Raw genomic sequence first — 20,209 nt, forward strand, 5'->3', positions numbered from 1 at the left:
GGCCGGGCCGGTCTGTCTAGCCTGACAGGATGCGCACATCCGAGGATCTCCGCCGCGAGCTGCACCGCATGGACGGCCGCGGCTACCCCGCCTACCGCGATCTGAAGGGCGCCTGGGATCTGGGCCCGGCCCTGCTGCACGTCGATCACCTGCAGTCGGATCCGTACGCGCCGCCGTCGAAGATCCGCCTCGAGCTGCCGCGCGAGGCCACGGGCGTTCCGGTCGAGCTGCTCGGCAGCCGCGCTCGGCGCACCGCGGTGGGCGATCACCTGCTGCGCCGTCTCGCCGACGCCCTGCACCGCGCGGGCGCCGGCGGCCGGGACAAGGCGGCGGGCTCGCTGCGGATCATGGCTCCGGGGCAGCAGGTCCTGGAGCGCACCGCGGTCATCGCCGATGCGGACCGGGTCGAGGTGCGCCTCGAGGCGGCGCTGCCCGCGAACGGGAGGCGGATCCGCGGGAAGGCCGCGGCGACCCTGCTGGCCGAGACCCTGCCGGCCGTCGTCGAGCGGTCCCTGCTGGCGGCCGCCCTGGACCAGGAGGCCCTGCGCCGCCACGTCGAGCTGCTCCAGGATCAGGAGCACCTCCAGGCGCAGCTGGCCGAGCGCGGCCTCGTGGGCTTCGTGGGCGACAACGCCGTCCTGCCGCGCGCCTCCGGGGACTCCGATCTGCCGCTGCGCCGCGGGGCGGAGCCGTTCCGCGCCCCCGATTCGCTGCGGGTCCGCTTCGAGCTGCCCAGCGGGCGCACCGTGTCCGGGATGGGCGTGCCGGAGGGAGTCACGGTCATCGTCGGCGGCGGCTACCACGGCAAGTCCACCCTGCTGCGGGCGCTGGAGCGCGGAGTGCACCCGCACATCGCCGGCGACGGCCGGGAGTGGGTGCTGTCCCGCCGCGACGCCGTGTCGATCCGCGCGGAGGACGGGCGCAGTGTGGCCGGGACCGACATCTCGGCCTTCATCGCGGATCTGCCGCAGGGCACCGACACCTCGGCCTTCACGACGACGAACGCCAGCGGCTCGACCTCGCAGGCCGCGGGCCTGGTCGAGGCGCTCGAGGCCGGGGCCCCGGCCCTGCTGATCGACGAGGACACCTCGGCCACGAACTTCATGATCCGCGATGCCCGCATGCGGGCGCTGATCCCGGCCGACCGCGAGCCGATCACCCCGTTCGTGGACCGCGTCCGCACCCTGCGAGCGCAGCAGGGCGTCTCCACCGTGCTGGTGGCCGGCGGCTCGAGCGCGTTCTTCGAGGCCGCCGATCACGTGATCGCCATGGAGTCGTATCAGCCGCGCGATGTCACCGCGGAGGTCCGGCGCCTCATCGAGCAGTCGCCCGCGCCGCTGGCCGAGACGGAGGAGGCACTGTTCCCCGACGGCGTCGATCGCCTCCTGCCCGCGGGCTCTCTGCCCGCTCCCGGGACCCAGGGCGGCGGGAGGGGCCGCGGCCGGGCGAAGCCGTCGCGTGCCCGCGGGTTGCACACGATCCAGCGCGCCGGCACGGACATCGACCTGTCGGCGGTCTCCCAGCTGGCCGAGGCCGGGCAGACCCAGGCCATCGCGCTGGCCCTGGACGCCGCGGCCGAGCACCTCGACGGGCGCACGACGGTGGCCGAGGCGATCGGGCGGGTGCTCGAGGTCATCGACCGCGATGGGCTGGACGGGCTCTCCCCCTTCCGCGGCCATCCCGGCGACATGGCCCGGCCCCGCCGAGCGGAGCTGCATGCGGCCCTGAGCCGCTGCCGAGACCTGGCCGAGTCCCTGCGCTGATCCGGCCGCGCCGTCCCCGGCGCGAGCCGCCTCCCGGCCCCGGGGCCGCTCGCCCCGGGGCCGGGGCCGGGAGGCGGATCAGCGCGGCACCAGGATTCAGAAGGTGCTCTCCTCCATCACCGGCGGCTGCACGGTGGCGTCGACCCAGCGGGCCCAGACGACGCTGAGGCCCACGAGGATCCCGGTCTCGGGATCGGGCTTGCCTCCCGGGTGGGCGGCGCTCAGGGCCTGGCCGCCCTCGCCGGCCTCGGGGCCCTCCAGGACGCGGGCCTCCGCGCGGGCCTGGATCTCGTGGCCCTCGCCGTCCACGAACACGAGCGAGACCCGGGGATCGGCCTGGAGGTTGACGGCCTTGCTGGTCTCCTTCGAGGTGCCGAAGACGATGAGACCCGCGTCGGTCACGGCCGTGTTGACCCAGGCGGACTCGGGGTAGCCACCCTCAGCCGAGGCGGTCGCGATCACCGCCCCGCTGCAGGCGGCCGCGAAGCGGGAGACGGCGGCGGACGGGCTGTCGGTGAAGTCGCTCATGGATCCTCCTGGTGGTCGTGCGGCGGGCGTCATCGCCCGCCGTCTCCACGCTAGAAGAGCGCGGCGACCGGCTCCACGAGTTCCGGCGAATTGTTCCGCACGTTGCCGACGGCCTGTCCGATCGGACGCAGCTCCCAGGTCGCGGCCACGTCCTCCCGCTGGGCCACGACGCGCTCGATCAGCGCCTGCGCCTCGTCCTTGGACTCCGCGGCCGGATCGAGCCACGCGTCGAGGGCATCGCGGTCCATGGCCACCGGGGTGCGGTCGTGGATCGCGGCGAGACCGGCCAGGGTCTCGTCGTCGCTGTCCGGGCCCGGGGAGGCCGCGGTGAGGATCGAGCACGAGAGGATCCACGCGCCCTGCGGGTCCTGCCACCACTCGTAGAGCCCAGCGAACCAGATGTTCCGGGACTGCTCCGGCGGGTGGATGAAGTACGGCTGCTTGGCCGGGGCGTCCTTGGTCCCCTTGGCCGGCGTGCCGTCCGGGCCCAGGCGCTTCTGCCATTCGTAGTACCCGTTGGCGGGGATCGCGCAGCGGCGCTTCCTCACGGCGGCGCGGAACGACGGCTTCTGCGCCGCGGTCTCGGAGCGGGCGTTGAACATCCGCGCGCCCACCGAGAGGTCGTCGGCCCACGACGGCACCAGCCCCCAGCGCGCCACGTGCAGCTCGCGCAGGACCTCGCCGTCCTCGACCCGCTCGAGCACGACGGGGATCTCGGTCGTGGGGGCGACGTTCCAGTCGGCTCTCAGCTCGTCGAGGTCCTCGCCCCGGAACGGCTCGCCGGGACGGGCGTCGACGTCGGCCATCAGGTCGCCCGCTGCTCGGGCGATCACGAAGCGTCCGCACATCAGAAGGCCTGCTCTCTCAAGGATCCGTAGCCCATGTGGCGGGCGTACATGCCGTAGACCTTGCGCACCGCGGCCTCGACCTCCGCGACCCGGGTGCCCGGGCGCAGATCGTCGACGGCGCCGCACGTGGCGGGGTCCCATTCCATGCCGAGGTCCCGGTAGACGTCCGTGAGCACCGAGCGCAGCGGCTCCGACTGCTCGACGACGACGACGGTGGAGAAGTACCAGGCGTCGGAGACGACGCGCTGGGCCGCGCCCGCCAGCTTGAGCTGCGCCCGGGGACGATCCGCCGTGCGGCCCGTGCCGTGGACGCTGTGCTCGCCCGGGCAGTACTCGCCGGGCAGCTCGCCGACGTCGGCGTGGATCTCGAGCTCCTCGAGCGCGGCCACGATCATGTCCCCGAACAGCTCGAAGCGGTCCTGGATCCCCGCCTTGGGGTCCTCCGAGGGCTCGATGTGATCGATGATCAGGCAGCCGCGGTGGTAGGCGGCCGCCCGCCCGCCGACCTTGCGCACGAGCGGGAAGAACGCGCTGCGCCGCGCCGAGCGCTCGGCGGCGCCGAACCCGGCGAGCAGCTCGTCGCGCCGCCCGAAGGCCACCGTGGGGCGGGGCTGGTAGAGGCGCAGGACGGGCTCGCGACCGGTGCGCACGGCGCGCAGCAGGCGCTCCCCCGCGGTGTAGTCCAGCTCCGCGCCCAGGGACTCCCGCTGCCGGATGAGCTTCATGACAGGCCCCCGTCCTGCCCCGCGGGGGCCGGCTCGGCGCGGCGCAGGCCCTCGATGCTCTGCGCGTACCAAGCGGCGAGCTCGCGGGCCGAGACCTGCACCCGGTCGAGCCATTCGAGGGCCTGGGCGCCGGCGTCGTCCGAGACGTGCTTGACCATGCGCATCCGCACTCCGAGCTCGCGGCACGCGGTGGCCACCGCGAAGCCCTCCATGTCGACGAGCTGGGCGCGCTCGGCCAGGGCGTCGCGCACGGGTCCTCCTGCCACGAGGGAGTCGCCGGTGGCCAGGATCGACCCGTCGCCGACCTGGCCGAGCTCGGCCAGGGGGATGCGGTCGTCGGGCTCGGAGCCCATGGCCCGCAGCAGCTCGGCGTCCACATCGCGGTTGAGCACCACGGAGGGCTCGAAGATCCCGGACAGCCCGGGCTGCAGGCCCCCGCAGCTGCCGAGGTTGACCACGACGAGATCCCGGCGCTGCTCGGGCGACGGCGCCCGCTCCAGCACGGCCCGGGCGGTCAGCGCGGCGGCGCGGGACATGCCGATGCCGGTCACGGCCACGTCGGCCTCCGGGGGCAGCTGGGCGGTCTCCGCCGGATGGGCCGCGATGACGAGCACTCGATTCACGGCCCCCACTCTACTGGGAGCGCTCTGCCGGACGGGGCGCGCGCCGTCGCGAGCCGCGCCGCCGCCGGTCGAGCCGCATCCACATGCGCCGCTCGACCGGTTCGACCACCCGGACCGCGAGCGCGGTGGCCGCGGCGACGGCCAGCAGGCAGGCCGCCACCGAGCCGGGCACGGACGCCGACTCGCCCGTGAGCAGATGGCTCAGCACGATCGACAGGGGCCAGCCGATGAACAGGACCCCCATCCAGATGTCATGCCGGCCCAGCGCGCGCGGCAGGCGCAGATCCAGCAGGGCCGTCAGCGCGATGGCCAGCATGAGGTGGCCGAGGCTCGCTCCGACCGCTGCCTGGGGGATCAGGAGGACGAAGCCCAGCAGGGACAGCAGCCGCATGGACCAGCGGAACGCGCGCCCGCGGGAGTCCAGGAGATCGCCCAAAGCGACCATCAGGGCTCCGGCCCAGTAGCAGTACCCCAGAGCCAGGACCGCGACCAGCGTGCTCGGCTCCACGCCGCCGCACGAGGTCACGGAGTCCTGGACGGCCGAGCCCGCGCCCCGCGTGCGCTCGGGCCCCACCGCCAGCGCCCAGACCAGCCACGCGGCGAGGGCGAGGATCGAGATCGCGGCCGCGTGCCGGCGCAGGGGGTGCAGGGCCAGCAGCAGCTCCGACAGCGTCATGACCAGCGGGTAGGCGAGGACGGCCGCGAGCAGGAAGCGCGGGGCGGACAGGCCCGCCGGGTCGAGCTGCGCGGCCGCCGCGTGCAGGGCGGCGGCGACCAGCACCGTCACCAGCAGACCGACCATGCGGGTCGCCCAGAAGCCCGGGACGCGATGCGGCGGGTGACGCAGGATCGTGTGCGTGGCGTTCATGCCGGTGAGCACGAAGCACGCCTGGAGGCAGGACACCGCCGTCAGGTAGCTCACGTGCTGGACCGGGCTGCCCCACTCCGGGCCGGCGCCGCCCAGCACCTCCCGGACCAGCCAGTCCGACGAGCCCAGGAAGCCGATCAGGCTGATCACGGCAAGGGCATTGCGCGCCGCCCTCACGCTGCTGCGACGCGACGGCGGCATGCTCAGCACGAGCCCGGCGGACAGCTGCTCCCCGTCCACACCCGTCGCCGCGCCCTCCGATCGCTGCCCGGGGCTGCCGAAGCCGGCCGAGGTCTCCTGGACGACACGGGTCATGGGCGGCGGCTCCTGGTGCGAGGGGACGGACTGGGGGGGGGCGGACGTGACCGGGCGGCCCCGGCGCAGGACACAGGGGCGCGAGCCGGGCTGCGACGCGGTCAGGGTAGCGCCGCCCCGGGGCGCGGTCGCGCTGCGGAGCCGCTGTTGCACGGCTGGTTGCAGGACCGTTGGGGGCGCAAGAGGGGCGCTCGCGTGCGCGGGGCGAGCCCGGTCACGTGGTGAGGCGCCCCAGCAGGATGGACAGCGGCGCCCCGAGGGCGACGGCGCACGCGGCGCACCAGGACGAGTCGATCCGACCGGCGATCAGCAGGCTGCCGGTGAGCCCGAAGGCCCAGCCGAGGGTCAGCAGGGGCAGCCCGATGTCGTAGTCGGCGATGGCGCCGGGCATCGCGACATCGGCCAGCGGGGCGAGCGCGACCGCCAGCATGAGATGGCCGATGCTGGCCCCGGTGAGCATCTGCGGCAGGAAGATCACCGTGCCGATCCCGGCCAGCGCCGGAACGAGGGCGCGGACGACCGGGGCGCTGCCGTCGACGAGATGCCCGAGGCAGACGACCACGGCGCCCGCCCAGTGGCAGCAGCCCAGGGTGATGATCACGGCCAGGGTCTCCGACTCGAACAGCCCGCCCAGCCCCGTGGAGGCCGCGACGGCCGTCGACGGCCCGGCCGTCTGCACCGTCCCCGCCGCCAGCCCGAGCGCCATCCAGACGGCGAAGCCCAGCACCGGGACCACCCAGGCCCAGCGCCGCAGGAGCATCGGCGCCAGCAGGGCGCAGAGGACCGCGCTGCACAGCTGGAAGGCGGCGACCACCCCCACCAGCAGGCGCGGCACCGGCAGGGGGCCCTGGGCCAGGACGCCGCCGAATCCCAGCACCGCGGCCGTCGCCAGGAGCAGCCCGGCGGAGCCGACGAGCCGATCGACGAGCAGGCGCACGCCGGGTCGGGGCGGCCGGCTGATCACCCCGTGCGCGCTCAGCATGCCGCTGAGCACCATGGCGACCTGCAGCAGGACGGTCGCGGCCAGGACGCCGAGCTCATCCGACTCGGACAGCCAGTCGGCCCGGACGTGGGCGGTCGTGCCCGCGGCGAGGGACTCGGCGCCGACGCAGAGTCCGAGCAGGGCTCCCAGCGCGGCCAGGTTCCGGGCGCCGCGGAGGCTGCGCCGACGGCGCTGTCCCAGCACCATCACGAAGGACTCGGCGAGCTCCGGCTCATCCGCGCGGCTGCTGGACATATCGCCCTCTCCCTCGACGCCGGGCGACGGCAGCCTGTCTGCCCGTCGGAGGGCGCAGACTACCCCGCCCGCCTGACCGGTCGGTCGGGATCCGGGCGCGCGGCCGGCTCAGCCCCGCGGGGCCGGCCGGCTCCCGAAGATCGAGCGGCCCACGCGCACGCACGTGGAGCCCTCGGCCACGCCGAGCTCGAGGTCCTCCGACATGCCCATCGACAGCTCGCCGTCGCCGGCGAATCCCGGCCCGTCCTGCTGCGCCCGATCCCGCAGCACGCGCAGCCGCCGGAAGCATGCGCGGACCCGGTCCTCGTCCTCGGAGGCCATCGCGATCGTCATCAGTCCGGTGACCCGCAGCGAGGCGAACTGCGGCAGCTGCTCGAGGAACTGCGGGACCTCCTCCGGCGGCATGCCGAACTTGGAGTCCTCCCCCGAGGTGTTGACCTGGACCATCACGTCGAGGCCGCGCCCCTCGCCCTGCAGCCGACGGTCCAGCGCCTCGGCCAGCCGGAGGCTGTCCAGCGCCTGGAACTCGTCGGCGAAGGCGGCCACGTCCTTGGCCTTGTTGCGCTGCAGGTGCCCGATGATCGACCACCGGACGCCCAGGTCGGCCATCGCGGAGGCCTTGCCCGCGGCCTCCTGGACCTTGTTCTCCCCCAGCTCGGCGCATCCGGCGGCCACGGCCGCGCGCAGCCGGTCCTCGGGAACGGTCTTGGACACGGGCAGCAGGCGGATCTGCTCGGCATCCCGGTCCACGGCGCGGGCGGCTGCGTCGATGCGCTCGCGCACGGCCGCCAGGGCCTCGGTGATCCGCTGAACCTCGTGCGGATCCGGCTGCGCGCCGTCGGCGGAGCGGGTCTGGGGCTCAGGCGTCGTCTCGTCCATGGCCCCCACGGTAGGCCACGCCGGCCGGGACGACGGGAGCCGAGGAGACGGTGCCGTCAGGACACGGCCCGGCGGACCACGTCGACGACGGCCGGCCCGTACCGGTCGAGCTTCTTTGCGCCGATGCCGCTGACGCCGTGGAGGTCCGAGGTCGTGTCGGGTCGGCGCTGGGCGATCGCGATCAGCGTGGCGTCGGCGAAGACGACGTAGGCCGGGACCTCCTGCTCCTTGGCCTGCTCGGTGCGCCAGCGCCGCAGGGCCTCGAAGACCTCGATCTCCTCGGGCGACAGCTCGCTGCGCGCGGCCGAGGTGCCCGAGCGGGAGGACCGGGCCGCCGTCGTCCTCGTCCTGCCGGTCTCCCGGCGCAGCTCGAGCGTCGTGCGCCCGCGCAGGACCCCGTCGGCCTCGGGCCCCAGGGCCAGGGTCGCGTAGTCGCCCACGGCGGCCAGGACGTCGCGGGCCAGCAGCTGGCGCACGAGGCCCTTCCACTGCTGGGCGCTGAGGTCCTGGCCGATCCCCCACACGCTCAGCGCCTGGTGATCGGATTCGTCCGAGCGGGGATTGGGCTTGCCGCGCAGGATGTCGATGATCTGCCCCGAGCCGAAGTGCTGCCGTCGCTCCCGGTCCAGGCGGATGATCGCGGAGAGGATCTTCTGCGCGGGGACCGTGGCGTCCCAGCCCTGGGGCGGGTTCAGGCAGTTGTCGCAGTTGCCGCAGGGCTCGCCGGTCTGCCCGAAGTAGCTGAGGATCTGCACGCGGCGGCAGGTCATGGTCTCGCACAGCGCGAGCATGGCGTCCAGGTGCCGGCGCTGCGAGCGCTGGTGCTCCGCGGTGCCGTCGGACTGGTCGATCATCCGCCGCAGCTGCACGACGTCCTGCAGCCCGTAGGCCAGCCATGCGGTCGCGGGCAGGCCGTCGCGGCCGGCGCGGCCCGTCTCCTGGTAGTACCCCTCGATGGACTTGGGCAGGTCCAGGTGCGCGACGAAGCGGACGTCGGGCTTGTCGATGCCCATGCCGAAGGCGATCGTGGCCACCATGACCACCCCGTCCTCGCGCAGGAACCGGGCCTGGCGCTCGGCCCGCTGCTGCTCGTCGAGACCGGCGTGATAGGCCTCCGCGTCGATGCCCTGCTTGCGCAGGAACTGCGCGGTCTGCTCGACGGACCTGCGCGACAGGCAGTAGACGATCCCGGCGTCGCCGGGGTGCTCGGTGCGGATCAGGCTCAGCAGCTGCTGGCGCGGCTGGTCCTTCTCCACGATCCGGTACTGGATGTTGGGCCGGTCGAAGCTCGCGACGAAGTGCGCGGCGTCCTGCAGGGACAGGCGCTGCGTCAGCTCCCGGTGCGTGGCCTCGGTCGCGGTCGCGGTGAGCGCGATCCGGGGGACGTCGGGGAAGCGCTCGGCCAGCACCGACAGGCCCAGGTAGTCCTTGCGGAAGTCGTGGCCCCACTGGGAGACGCAGTGCGCCTCGTCGATCGCGAACAGGGAGACGTCCGAACGGGCCAGCAGCTGCAGGGTGCGGGGCTGCACGAGCCGCTCGGGAGCCATGTAGACCAGGTCGAGCTCGCCGGCCAGCAGGCGGCGCTCGACCTCGTCGGCCTCCTCGAAGGACAGGGAGGAGTTGAGGTATGCGGCCTTCACGCCGACGGCGGCCAGGGCGTCGACCTGATTGGCCATCAGGGCGATCAGCGGGGAGACCACCACGCCGGTCCCGGGGCGCAGCAGCGCGGGGATCTGGTAGCACAGCGACTTGCCGCCGCCCGTGGGCATGAGCACGACGGCATCGCCGCCGGCGGCCACGTGCTCCACGATCTCCGCCTGCTTGCCGCGGAAGGACTCGTAGCCGAAGACCGACTCGAGGATCTGCAGCGCCTCCGTCCCCAGCTGCGGTGAAGCGGATGTCGCCACGGAGAACCCGGCCTGCCTCTCGTGCTCGGTGGATGTGCCCGAGCAGTCTAGCCCTCGGCCGGCGGCACGGCCCCGGCCTGCCGCCGGCCTGCGGTCACTGCGGGCCCGCGGTCACCGCCGGGCGGCGCGCACCTGGACGCGGCCGCCCTCCACCCGGACCTCCCAGGCGGGCTGCGGAACGGTCGCGGGGCCGCGCTCCACGCCGCCGTCCTCGACCCGGAAGCGGCTGCCGTGCCACGGGCAGACCAGGCAGCCGTCCTCGACCGAGCCCTCGTGCAGCGGGGCGCCGGCATGCGTGCAGACGTCGGAGACGGCGTGCAGCGTCTCCCCCTGGCGGATCAGCACGAGGTCGCGGCCGTCGGCGGTGACCTTCTGCAGCTCGTCCTGGCTCAGCGCATCGCAGGAGGCGACGTCGATCCAGTCCTCGGCCGGCTCCTCCCCTGCCGCCTTGTTCACGCCGACGCCCTGGACGAACGACAGGTGGCCGCCCAGGTATCCGGCCGCCCCGGTCAGGCCGATCGCGGCCAGACTCAGCGCCGCGCCGACGCCCCGCCTGCCGCTGCCGCGCACGATCCAGGAGGCGATCTGCAGCCCCGCGGCCGTCTCGTTGGCGAGGCCGTGGACCAGGCCCACGCGGCTCGCGGCGCCGTGCTCGTAGGACCAGTCCGAGGCGCCGGAGGCCGCCGCCGGCAGCGCGCCCAGGATCCCGGCCCCGACGAGCTTCCGGGCCGCGTCCTCGGCTTCGTCCCCGCCGACGAGATCCAGGAAGGTCGCCGCGCCCCAGGCGCCGATGGGGACCTGCACCATGATCGGGTGGAGCTGATGCCCCAGCCACGAGCCGGACAGGGCATTGCGCACGACGGTGGGGGCGGTGGCCGCACCCACCGCCTCGGAGGCCTTCTCCGCGACTCCATCGACGGCCGAGAGGCTCTCGATGCGGCGGACGATGCTCTGGAGGGTGTCAGCTGGGCTGCGCATGGCGGTCTCTCTTCCGGGCCTGGGCCCCTCGATGCGGGCCGGGCGGCCCGCGGTCATGCCATCGGTCTACCGGCGATCAGCAGGCTGGTCAACCAAGGCTGACCTGCCCGGATCGGCATGTGGGCGGGCATCGGGGCGGTCCCTGCCGGCACCTGCGCCTTCCCGGCCGATGGCTCGGCGGCGCCCGGTCCCGTGGCTCGCGTCGCTCCCCGGCCTCGTCGCGCGGAGCACAATGGACCGCGAGGGGGTCGTCGGCCCCTGTCCCCGCTGCTTCCGATGGACCCGCATGCCCCGATCCCCTGTGCCCTTGTCCGACGGCGACGCCCCGGCTGCGGCCCGCCGCGATCGCCCTGATCATCTGCGCCCGGCCCCGATCGCCCTGGTGTTCCTGGGCGGCGCGGCCGGGACCGGCGCGCGGGAGGCGCTCACCCTGGTCCTGCCCCAGACCGGCCGGCTTCCCCTCACGATCCTGGGGATCAATCTGATCGGGGCCTTCCTGCTGGGTGTGCTGCTCGAGAGCCTGGCTCGCCTCGGCCCGGATGCCGGCCCCCGACGAGGTCTGCGGCTGCTGCTCGGCACCGGCTTCCTCGGCGGGTTCACCACGTACAGCGCTCTTGCCGCGGATTCGGCCCTGCTGCTCGGCCAAGCGGCCGTCGGCCTCGGGCTGGCGTACGCCGTGGGCACCGTGGTCCTGGGGGCGCTGGCCTCCCTGGGCGGTATCGCCGTCTGCGCCGCCGTCCGATGCACGGACGGGGCCCGCGCGCCATGACCCCGCTGCTCCTTCTGGGCATCGCGGCGGCCGGCGGGCTGGGCGCCGTGGCGCGCTTCGTGCTCGACGGCTTCCTCCGCGCGGCGCTCCCCAGTCGACTGCCGTGGCCCACGCTCCTGATCAATGGGAGCGGCTCCCTGGCGCTGGGGCTGCTCGCCGGTCTGGCGGCGCGTCTCCTGGTCCCGGAGGCGTGGGAGCTGATCCTGGGGACCGGGTTCCTGGGCGGCTTCACGACCTTCTCGACGGCCAGTGCGGAGACCGTCCGGCTGCTGCAGGACCGCCGCTGGGCGGCAGCCGCGGCCCACAGTCTGGGGATGCTCGCGGTCGCTGTCGCGGCGGCCGGGGCAGGGCTGGCTCTCGGGCTGGGGATCGGGACCGGAGGCGGTGCCGGGGCCTGACGGCCGGGGGGCGTCCGCATCCGGTCTGTGACCGGCCGGCGACGGCATCGCCGTGGCCACCTCGCACACGGCACCGGGGTGAGCCTCGACACGGCTGCTTGCCGCAGCTCATCGCGGCCGGCCACGAGACGATGTTGAATGGGGGTGACCGCGGATTCCTGGTCGGCGACGGGTCCGCTCGCCGAGATCCGCACCGACAGGAGGCCCCCATGAAGCTCTGGATCCGTTCCGCCGCCCTGACCGCCGGGCTCGCCCTGGCCCTGACCGGCTGCGGCAGCGGGGAGGATGAGTCCTCGTCCCCCGAGAGCTCCGAGGCGTCGGAGTCCACCAGCGCGGAGAGCTCCCCGACCTCGTCGGAGGAGTCGTCGGCCCCCGAGACGGACGAGCCGGAGACGGAAGCCCCCGCGGACCCGGCGACGACCCCGGAGCAGGCCGCGCCCACCAGCGAGGCGGCGCCCCACGCCGCCCCGGCGGAGGAGGGCGCGGTGCCCGCGAACCCCCGCCCCGAGGACATCCCCGATCTGGCCGAGGGAGCGCCGGCGGGCGCCGGTCAGGCACCGGCGGAGCAGGGCGAGGCCGCAGACGGCGCGACCGGCGGAGGCGCAGCCGGCGGAGGTGCGGCCGGTCCGGGGGCAGGCGGCGCGACCGGCGGAGGCTCCGCAGGCGGCGGCGCGGGCCAGGGCGCGACCGGCGGCCAGGCACCGGGCCAGGCGGGGGCCGGCTCCGCCGGGCTGTCCGCCGAGGCCTATCGCCACTTCGAGCTCGGCGGCTCCTGCTACTCGGACTACTTCCCGGCCGGGATCCCCAGCGGCCCCGCGCTGCAGGAGATCAAGGACTACTGCGCCACCACCGACGTCTCCCAGTGGGATGTCACCGACGGCGTTCCGAACCCGTTCGGCATCCCCGACCCCGTGCAGTGACGCGCCCGCCGCAGTGACGGCGCCCCACGAGGTCGTCGGACCCGCGGTCGGAGACCGGAGCCGCCGGAGCACGGGGCCTGTCCGACCGGGCGGTGATCCGGGCCGTCTGCGGGGCGCGCCGACGGACGATGCGACGGACGTCGGTCCGCCGGGATAGGGTCCCGCGCATGCCCTCGAACTATCAGGCCACTGACGACTTCGCGATCCGCCTCGGCGACTCCCTGCTCCGCGCGGGCGCCAGCTCCGCCAGCACCACCACCTCCCTGCTCGCCGTCTATCGCCGCTCGGACGTCATCGACGTCAGCGTCGCCGTCACGATGGGCCAGGTCACCATCAGCCATGCCGGCCGCGATGGAGCCACACCCAGCACTCGGGTCAACGAGACCGCCACCGGAACGCTCGACGTGGGGCTGCGCTCCGAGACGAACCGGATCCTCGAGGACTTCGTCCTGGGGCACATCGACGCCGAGGAGGGCCTGCGCGCCCTGAACGAGCTCGAGGCGCAGCGCAGCCATGCCTCCCACTGGCCGTCCGTCCTGGGCTACACCGCGCTGGGCCTGGGCTTCAGCCTGGTCCTGGGCGGGAACACCGTCACGACGATCGCGGCCACCCTCCTGTCCGCGGCCGTCTACGGAGCCTTCGCCCTGCTCGAGCGGCTGCGCGCCCCCGGGATCTTCAGCCTGGGCGCCGGGGGGATGATGGCCGTGGCCGGGGCCAGCGTGGTCACCGTGCTGTTCGACGACGTCCAGACGGCCGTGTGCATCGTCGCGGCGCTGGCAGCCTGGCTCGCGGGCATCGCCGCCTACGGGGCGGTCCAGGACCTCATCACCGGCTGGTATCTCTCGGCCACGGGCCGGCTCATGGACGTGATCACGCGCACCGCCGGCCTGGTGGCCGGAGTGGCCCTGGGCATCCACCTCATCGAGCCCCTGCTGGGCTCGGACCCCGGGTACCTCGAGTCCCTGCAGGCCGACAGCTCCCGGTGGATCCCGTCGATCATCGGCGCCGTGTTCGTCTCCGCGGGCTTCGCCCTCTCGGCCGGCGGCCGCGGGAAGGTCCTGGCCTCCCTCGGGCTCTTCGGCGGGCTGGTCCAGCTCTCGGTGCTGATCATGGGCGCGGCCGGGATGAGCTCCTTCGCCTCGATCCTCACCGCCTCCGTCGTGGCCGGCGCACTGTGCGTGGTCCTGACCCGAGCGCTGGACCTGGCGTCGAACGCCACCATGACCGTGGTGCTGCTGCCGCTGTTCCCGGGCATGTACGTCTACCAGGGGCTGCTCGGCACGATCTTCGCCACCGAGGGCGCCGGCGCCGCCATGCTCCAGGGCGCGATCACCGCGTTCTGCCTGTCCGTCGGCGGCCTGCTGGGGCAGTACATCGCCTCCGAGGCCCTCTGGGCCACCCGCGCCCGGCAGTTCGCCCGCGCCCACCCCGGGCGCACCTTCCGCAAGGAGGTGCCCGACGAGGTGAACTCGAGCGACATCATGGTCCCGGTCTTCTCCCGGCCCTTCACCCACTGAGGACGACGGCCGCCGACTTCTGGCTGCACGGGGAAGCCGCCGGCCCGCCCCGCCGGGGCCTCGACCCACAGGTCATGAGGCGGGCGTCGTCAGCGGCGGGTGAGGTCCGCCCCAGCCGATTCCCACGGCCCGCCCCGGCCCTGAGCACGCCTGCCCCAGCCCACGCATCTGCGCCGCCGCTAGCGTTCCCGCCATGTCGACGCGAGAAGACGACGCCTTCCGTCTGGCCGCCCTGCTGGGCGAGGCCCTGATCCGCGGCGGAGCCAGCTCCGCCGCCACGACCACGTCGCTGCAGCGGGTGCTCCGCAGCACCGGCATGGACGACGCGGCCGTCGGGATCACCATGGGCCAGATCATCATCAGCCGCCCGGCTGCCGGACGCGGCGGCGCGATCACCCACGTGGCGGAGGCCCCGCCCGGCTCGCTGGACCTCGAGCTGCGAGCGCGGGTCATGGCCCTGATCGAGGACCTGACGCACGGCCGCCGCACGCTGCGGGAGTGCCTGGCCGAAGTCGAGGGCCGGGTCGACGGCAGGGTCGATGGCGCATGGCAGGACCACGTGCCGGCGGCCGCGGGCTTCAGCATGCTGGGTGCCGGGTTCAGCATGATCATGGGCGGCAGCCTCGCCACGACAATCAGCGCCGGTCTGATCGCCGCGGCTGCCTACGCCGCGTTCCTGGCGATGGAGCGGCTGCGCTCCCCGGGCATCTTCGGCCTGGCCGCCGTCGGGCTCACCTCGGTGCTGGGGGCGACGGCCGCGACCGTGCTGCTCGACGATGCGCAGACCGCCCTGTGCATCGTCGCCTCGCTGGCGGCCTGGCTCGCCGGGATCACCGCCTACGGCGCCGCCCAGGACATCATCACCGGCTGGTACCTCTCCGCGGCCGGCCGCCTCATGGACGTCGCCTCCCGCACGGCCGGGCTCGTGGCCGGCGTGGCGCTGGGGATCCACCTGATGGCCCCGTTCGTCGGCGAGTCCGTGGCCTACATCGACGCCCTGCACCCCGACAGCCACCACTGGAGCCTCTCGGTGCTGGGCGCGCTCGGGGTGGCCGGCGGCTACGGGCTGGCCAGCCGAGGACGCGGCAGGCGGCTGCTCGCCCTGGCGGGTCTGGGCGGGCTCGCGCAGCTGCTCGTGCTGCTCCTTCAAGCCGCCGGGCTGAGCTCGTACCTGGCGATCCTGGGCGCCGCGATCGTCATCGGCGCGGTGTGCGTGCGCGCCTCCGCGCGGCTGGGGCTGCCGTCCCACGCCTCGATGACGATCGCGCTGCTGCCCCTGTTCCCCGGGACCCACGTCTACCAGGGGATGCTCGGCACGCTCTTCGGGGTGAGCGGCACCGGCGACGAGCTGACCGCCGGTGCCATCACCGCCTTCTGCCTGTCGATGGGCGGGCTGCTGGGCCAGTTCCTGGCCTCGCGGACGGCGCCCGGCCCCGCGTGGCCGCGGCGCGACGTCAGCCGATCGCCCGCTCCCCGGTCGGAGCGGCGCGATCTCGCGGTGGACACGCTCCAGCACGTGCGGCTGTGATCGTGATGTCACCGGCCTCGTCCGAGCCATGCGGCTGGTCGGACAGCGGCGCGCGGGCGGAGGCGAGGCCCGCCTGACCCGTCCCGGCACCGCCCCTCAGCGGCTCAGCAGCAAGGCGTCGCCCTGGCCCCCGCCGCCGCACAGCGAGACCGCAGCCTTGCCGCTGCCTCGGCGGTTCAGCTCGTACGCGGCCGTCAGTGCCAGGCGAGCGCCCGAGGCGCCGATGGGGTGCCCCAGGGCGATCGCTCCGCCGTGGATATTGGTCTTCTCCAGCGGGTAGTCCAGATCCGCCAGGGACTGACACACGACGGCCCCGAAGGCCTCGTTGATCTCGATGAAGTCCAGCTCGTCCGCGGTCCAGCCGGCCTTGGCCAGCGCGGCCTTGATGGCGTTCGAGGGCTGCGAGTGCAGGGACGAATCCGGACCGGCCACCTGGCCGAAGCCCTCGATCGAGGCCAGGATCCTCAGCCCGTGCTCCTCGGCGTAGGCCCGCGACGTCACCAGGACGGCGGCCGCCCCGTCCGTCAGCGGCGACGAGTTGCCGGCGGTGACCGAGGCACCCTCCTCCTTCGAGAACGCGGCCCGCAGCCTGCCCAGCGACTCCGGAGTGGTGTCGGGGCGCACGCCCTCGTCCTGGCTCACCCGCACGGGGTCGCCCTTGCGCTGCGGGATCTCGGTGGCCACGATCTCCTCGTCGAACGTGCCGTCGGCCTGGGCCGCGGCGGCACGCCGGTGGGAGGCGGCGGCCGCCTCGTCCTGCTCGGCGCGCTGCAGTCCGCGCTCCGCGTTGCCCCGCTCGGTGAGCAGCCCCATGGACTCCCCGGTCACGGCATCGGTCAGTCCGTCGTGGGCCACGGAATCCACGAGCTCGACCCCGCCGTACTTGTGCCCGGCACGCGAGTTCGGCAGCACGTGCGGGCCGTTCGTCATGGACTCCTGTCCCCCGGCCACCACGACCGAGGCCTCACCCAGGCGCACCAGGCGAGCGGCGTCGATGACAGCGGCCAGACCCGACAGGCAGACCTTGTTGATCGTCGTGGCCGGGACGTCCCAGCCGATGCCCGCGGCGATCGCGGACTGCCGCGCCGGGTTCTGTCCGCAGCCGGCCTGCACGACCTGGCCCATGAGCACGGTGTCCACGGCATCGGGGCTCACACCGGAGCGCTCGAGCGCGCCGCGGATCGCGGCCGCGCCCAGGTCGACGGCGCTCAGGGAGGCCTGCGCGCCCAGCAGACGGGTGAACGGGGTGCGGGCCCCGCCCACGATGACGGGATCGGTGGTCGCGGATGCGGCAGTCATGTCAGTCCTTCTCGTGGTGGATCTCGAAGCAGTCGCTCAGCACGAGGATCACGACCGTGATCATCGCGAGGTCCTCCTAAGACTGCCCGCGGGTGAGCGCGCTCACAAGTCGCAGCGTCGCGAGCGCCGTCGCGGTGGGCCATGACGTGTGCTCATATCGAGGACAGGATCTGTCCTGACGTGGAGTGCCCGGCGTTGAGGGAACCTGCCCGCCGCCGCACACGTATCGTGCGGAGTTCCAACAGCGCATTGTCATCCCAACCGTCCCGCGGCGAAGGAGGCCCCACACCATGAGCGAGACTCAGCCCGAGTGGTTCAGCACCCAGCAGATCCTGGAGCGCGTCAGCCCGGACCGCGCCCGTCGGCTCATCCGGCAGGCGATCCTCGACGGCTTCGATCCCGCCGCAGACCCGCACCGCATCACCACCCCGGCCGGCGAGGGCCATCTGCTGCTGATGCCCTCGACGCTGTCCCGGTGGACCGGGGTCAAGGTCGCCTCCGTCTCCCCCGGCAACCCCGAGCTCGGCCTGCCCCGCATCCAGGCGACCTACCTCCTGCTGGACAGCCGCACCCTGACCCCCACGGCCCTGCTCGACGGCGCCGCGCTCACCGAGCTGCGCACCCCGGCCGTCTCCGCGGCCGCCGCGGACGTCCTGGCCCCCGACGACGCCCGTCACCTCGTCGTCTTCGGGACCGGGCCCCAGGCCATCGCCCACGTGCACGCCATGCTGGCGATCCGCCCGCTGGAGCGCGTCACGATCGTGGGCCGCAGCCCGGAGAAGGTGCAGAAGGCGGTGGCCGAGCTGGCGCAGATCGGCCCGGTCGTCGTCGCCGGCACCGCGCAGGATGCTGCCCAGGCGGATCTCATCGTGTGCGCGACGTCGGCGGCCGAGCCGCTGTTCGACGGCTCCCTGGTGCCCGATGGCGCCTGCGTGATCGCCATGGGCTCGCACGAGCCGGATCGCCGCGAGCTCGACGCCGCGCTCATGGGCCGCTCCCAGGTCGTCGTGGAGGACCGAGCTGCGGCGCTGCGTGAGGCCGGGGATGTCGTCCTGGCGATCGACGAAGGCACTCTGGCTGAGCCCGATCTCGTGCCCCTGCGGGCCGCGATCACCGGCGAGATCCCCCGACGCGACGACCGCCCGAACGTCTTCAAGGGCACGGGCATGTCGTGGGAGGACCTGGCGGTGGCCGTCGGGGTGCTGGAGCCTGAAGCCTGAGCAGCCCCTCAGCAGCTGTGAGCCGGGGCCTGGAACGACCACGACCCGGATGGGCCGTCCAACGCCCGTGAGCAGGGGCTGGGGACCGATCCCTTGAACCCGGACACCGACGGGGGCGGGCTCTCCGACGGCCGCGAGGTCCTGGAGATGAAGGACCCCGCCACCGGTCAGGCCACCGCGAGTCCCTGGAGCGCCGACACCGATCACGACGGCCGCTCCGACGGCCAGGAGGTCGCCGCCGGCACCGCCCCGGTGCATCCCGGACCTGCCGGCCACCGGCTACGTGGAGGCCCGGGACTGCTACGAGGACCGCGACGCCGACGGGTTCAGCGATCAGCGCGAGCACCGCTCGGTGCAGTCCAACTACTCGGAGTCCTGGACCACCGACACGGACGGCGACGGCGTGCCCGACGGCGTGGAGTACTTCGGGCTGAGCAACGCGGAGTGGGGCGCGGACACCGTGGCCACCGCCACCCGCTCCTCCTCCCCCGACTCCGACGACGACGGCCTGACCGACGGCCAGGAGATCGGCCGCGGCATCAACGCCCAGAGCACCGACAGCGATGTCGACGGGCTGGCCGATGCCGCCGAGGGCTTCAATCTGGTTCCCGACGTGGCCTGGTTCGCGAAGTCGCTGTTCATCCACACGGATCCGCTGCTGGCGGATCAGAACCGCAACGGAGTGCCCGACGGCCGCGAGTTCAGCCTGCAGTGGCTGCCCCAGGCCTGAGGCCGGGCAGGTCTACCCTGGAGGGCTGTAGATCCTGCACCGAAGCACGTGAGCCCGGTGCGGGAGCCGCCATCCACGAGGAGGCACAGCCATGAGGATCGCCATCGCCGGAGCCACCGGCACCGCCGGACGCGCCACCGCTCAGGCTGCCGAAGACGCAGGGCACGAGGTCGTCGCCCTGTCGCGGGCCAGCGGCGTGGATCTGCGCACCGGCCAGGGGCTCGACGACGCTCTGACGGGTATCGACGCCATGATCGACACGTCCAACCCGCTCCCGGAGGACCCCGACGCCGGCCTGGTCGAGACCTTCGCGGCAGCCACCCGCCATCTGGCCGAGGCCCGCCAGCGCAACGGTGTGGCGCGGCTGGTGCACCTGTCGATCGCAGGCATCCACGACGCCGGCCTGGACGACTTCGAGTACTACGTGGCCCAGCGCGCCCGAGAGGAAGCGCTGGCCGCAGCGGAGGTGCCGCACACGCTGATCCGCTCGGCGCAGTGGATGGAGTTCGCCCTCAACCCGAATGCCGTCACGGAGTCCGAGCAGGAGGCCCGCGTGGAGGACTGGCTGATCCAGCCGATCGCCGAGGCCGAGGTCGGCTCGGCGCTGGTCTGCGCCGCTGCGGAGGACCCCGCGGACAGGACGGTGGCCGGTCCCGAGCAGGTCCGCCTGCCGGAGCTCACCCGCGCCCTGCTCGAGGCCCGCGGCGACGGGCGACAGGTCGTGACGGTCCCGGCGTCCCTGCCGGCCTTCGGGGATGGGACGCTGCTGGCGCCGGGCGAGGCCGAACTGCGGGGGCCAACTGTGGCGCAGTGGGCAGCGGCAACTGCCTGAGGCTGACTCGGGGAGCTATCTGATGGGCCGCAGCAGCTCTCGCTTCACTGCTCGGCCGAACCGGAACCGTCTGGACCGGCGGACCACTCAGTCAACGCCTCGCTAAGTGTTGTGGGTCATGAGGTTCTTGGCGCGGGTGCGTCGATGAGATGAGGAACGGGCTCCTCGTCACAGGATGGAAGTTCCTACACCGTCCGCCCGCACGAGAGAGCCCGTTCATGACCCACGTTAATGCACCCCTGACCCCGACCGGCCGGCTGCGCATGGTGTTGCGCCACCTCGACGACGGGATCCCCAAGGCCCACGTGGCCGCCGAGTTCCGCGT

The 20,209-nt window shown here is 73.8% G+C and carries 19 protein-coding genes and 2 pseudogenes; 11 read left to right on the plus strand and 10 right to left on the minus strand.

Going from position 1 to position 20,209, the window contains the following annotated elements; all coding sequences use genetic code 11:
- Positions 1 to 29: 29 nt before the first annotated feature.
- Entirely contained in the window at positions 30 to 1,763 is a 1,734-nt protein-coding gene (locus tag FSY66_RS07235) for an ABC-ATPase domain-containing protein (RefSeq protein WP_144792889.1), read from the plus strand.
- Between the two features lie 96 nt (positions 1,764 to 1,859).
- Here the strand turns inward: FSY66_RS07235 and FSY66_RS07240 are convergent, their stop codons facing one another.
- The 9 genes from FSY66_RS07240 to FSY66_RS07280 all read right to left on the minus strand — a co-directional run bounded on the left by FSY66_RS07240 (position 1,860) and on the right by FSY66_RS07280 (position 10,671).
- Positions 1,860 to 2,291 (minus strand): pyridoxamine 5'-phosphate oxidase family protein, encoded by a 432-nt coding sequence (locus tag FSY66_RS07240; protein WP_186304490.1) that lies wholly within the window; start codon positions 2,289 to 2,291, stop codon positions 1,860 to 1,862.
- 50 nt (positions 2,292 to 2,341) lie between these two features.
- Positions 2,342 to 3,139 (minus strand): SOS response-associated peptidase, encoded by a 798-nt coding sequence (locus FSY66_RS07245; RefSeq protein WP_186304491.1) that lies wholly within the window; start codon positions 3,137 to 3,139, stop codon positions 2,342 to 2,344.
- Positions 3,139 to 3,864 (minus strand): lipoate--protein ligase family protein, encoded by a 726-nt coding sequence (locus FSY66_RS07250; RefSeq protein WP_144792898.1) that lies wholly within the window; start codon positions 3,862 to 3,864, stop codon positions 3,139 to 3,141. The genes FSY66_RS07245 and FSY66_RS07250 overlap by 1 nt, the downstream gene beginning before the upstream one ends.
- On the minus strand, positions 3,861 to 4,487 hold the full coding sequence (locus FSY66_RS07255; protein WP_144792901.1) for a nucleosidase: 627 nt from the start codon (positions 4,485 to 4,487) through the stop codon (positions 3,861 to 3,863). Before FSY66_RS07255 ends, FSY66_RS07250 begins: the two co-directional genes overlap by 4 nt.
- Positions 4,488 to 4,497: 10 nt before the next feature.
- Positions 4,498 to 5,670, minus strand: coding sequence for a hypothetical protein (locus FSY66_RS07260; protein WP_144792904.1), 1,173 nt, complete (start codon positions 5,668 to 5,670; stop codon positions 4,498 to 4,500).
- A 214-nt stretch (positions 5,671 to 5,884) separates the two neighbouring features.
- Positions 5,885 to 6,907, minus strand: coding sequence for a hypothetical protein (locus FSY66_RS07265; protein WP_144792908.1), 1,023 nt, complete (start codon positions 6,905 to 6,907; stop codon positions 5,885 to 5,887).
- Between the two features lie 108 nt (positions 6,908 to 7,015).
- Complete coding sequence (locus FSY66_RS07270; RefSeq protein ID WP_144792913.1) at positions 7,016 to 7,786, minus strand: YggS family pyridoxal phosphate-dependent enzyme; 771 nt, start codon at positions 7,784 to 7,786, stop codon at positions 7,016 to 7,018.
- Positions 7,787 to 7,842: 56 nt separating this feature from the next.
- Positions 7,843 to 9,693 (minus strand): DNA helicase RecQ, encoded by a 1,851-nt coding sequence (recQ, locus tag FSY66_RS07275; protein ID WP_144792916.1) that lies wholly within the window; start codon positions 9,691 to 9,693, stop codon positions 7,843 to 7,845.
- Positions 9,694 to 9,804: 111 nt separating this feature from the next.
- Positions 9,805 to 10,671: a Rieske (2Fe-2S) protein gene (locus tag FSY66_RS07280; protein ID WP_144792919.1), complete on the minus strand. Its 867-nt coding sequence runs from the start codon at positions 10,669 to 10,671 to the stop codon at positions 9,805 to 9,807.
- A 286-nt stretch (positions 10,672 to 10,957) separates the two neighbouring features.
- On the opposite strand from FSY66_RS07280, the gene FSY66_RS07285 reads away from it, so the two are divergent.
- The 5 genes from FSY66_RS07285 to FSY66_RS07305 all read left to right on the plus strand — a co-directional run bounded on the left by FSY66_RS07285 (position 10,958) and on the right by FSY66_RS07305 (position 15,803).
- Positions 10,958 to 11,440, plus strand: coding sequence for a CrcB family protein (locus FSY66_RS07285; RefSeq protein WP_144792923.1), 483 nt, complete (start codon positions 10,958 to 10,960; stop codon positions 11,438 to 11,440).
- Entirely contained in the window at positions 11,437 to 11,838 is a 402-nt protein-coding gene (crcB, locus tag FSY66_RS07290) for a fluoride efflux transporter CrcB (RefSeq protein WP_144792927.1), read from the plus strand. Before FSY66_RS07285 ends, crcB begins: the two co-directional genes overlap by 4 nt.
- Before the next feature lie 209 nt (positions 11,839 to 12,047).
- On the plus strand, positions 12,048 to 12,758 hold the full coding sequence (locus tag FSY66_RS07295; RefSeq protein WP_144792930.1) for a hypothetical protein: 711 nt from the start codon (positions 12,048 to 12,050) through the stop codon (positions 12,756 to 12,758).
- Positions 12,759 to 12,925: 167 nt separating this feature from the next.
- Complete coding sequence (locus FSY66_RS07300) at positions 12,926 to 14,275, plus strand: threonine/serine exporter family protein (RefSeq protein ID WP_186304492.1); 1,350 nt, start codon at positions 12,926 to 12,928, stop codon at positions 14,273 to 14,275.
- A gap of 193 nt (positions 14,276 to 14,468) precedes the next feature.
- Positions 14,469 to 15,803 carry a threonine/serine exporter family protein gene (locus FSY66_RS07305; RefSeq protein ID WP_144792933.1) on the plus strand — a complete coding sequence of 445 codons (1,335 nt, stop codon included), beginning with the start codon at positions 14,469 to 14,471 and terminating at the stop codon, positions 15,801 to 15,803.
- Between the two features lie 96 nt (positions 15,804 to 15,899).
- Here FSY66_RS07305 and FSY66_RS07310 read toward each other — a convergent pair whose 3' ends face one another.
- Entirely contained in the window at positions 15,900 to 17,102 is a 1,203-nt protein-coding gene (locus tag FSY66_RS07310) for an acetyl-CoA C-acetyltransferase (protein WP_144792936.1), read from the minus strand.
- A 290-nt stretch (positions 17,103 to 17,392) separates the two neighbouring features.
- Here FSY66_RS07310 and FSY66_RS07315 point away from each other — a divergent pair, with 290 nt between their 5' ends.
- From FSY66_RS07315 to FSY66_RS07330, 5 genes and pseudogenes are all read left to right on the plus strand, one after another.
- The gene (locus FSY66_RS07315) at positions 17,393 to 18,322 is read left to right on the plus strand and encodes an ornithine cyclodeaminase family protein (RefSeq protein WP_144792939.1); all 930 of its coding nucleotides are present in this window, start codon (positions 17,393 to 17,395) and stop codon (positions 18,320 to 18,322) included.
- A 147-nt stretch (positions 18,323 to 18,469) separates the two neighbouring features.
- Positions 18,470 to 18,568, plus strand: a pseudogene (locus tag FSY66_RS13105) (hypothetical protein); the annotation flags it as partial.
- Between the two features lie 37 nt (positions 18,569 to 18,605).
- Positions 18,606 to 19,052 (plus strand): hypothetical protein, encoded by a 447-nt coding sequence (locus tag FSY66_RS07320; RefSeq protein WP_144792942.1) that lies wholly within the window; start codon positions 18,606 to 18,608, stop codon positions 19,050 to 19,052.
- A gap of 91 nt (positions 19,053 to 19,143) precedes the next feature.
- Positions 19,144 to 19,884, plus strand: coding sequence for an SDR family oxidoreductase (locus tag FSY66_RS07325; RefSeq protein WP_144792945.1), 741 nt, complete (start codon positions 19,144 to 19,146; stop codon positions 19,882 to 19,884).
- Positions 19,885 to 20,102: 218 nt separating this feature from the next.
- Positions 20,103 to 20,209, plus strand: a pseudogene (locus FSY66_RS07330) (IS481 family transposase); the annotation flags it as partial.

This window comes from Kocuria palustris (assembly GCF_007666205.1).
GTDB classification, from domain to species: Bacteria; Actinomycetota; Actinomycetes; order Actinomycetales; family Micrococcaceae; genus Kocuria; species Kocuria palustris_A.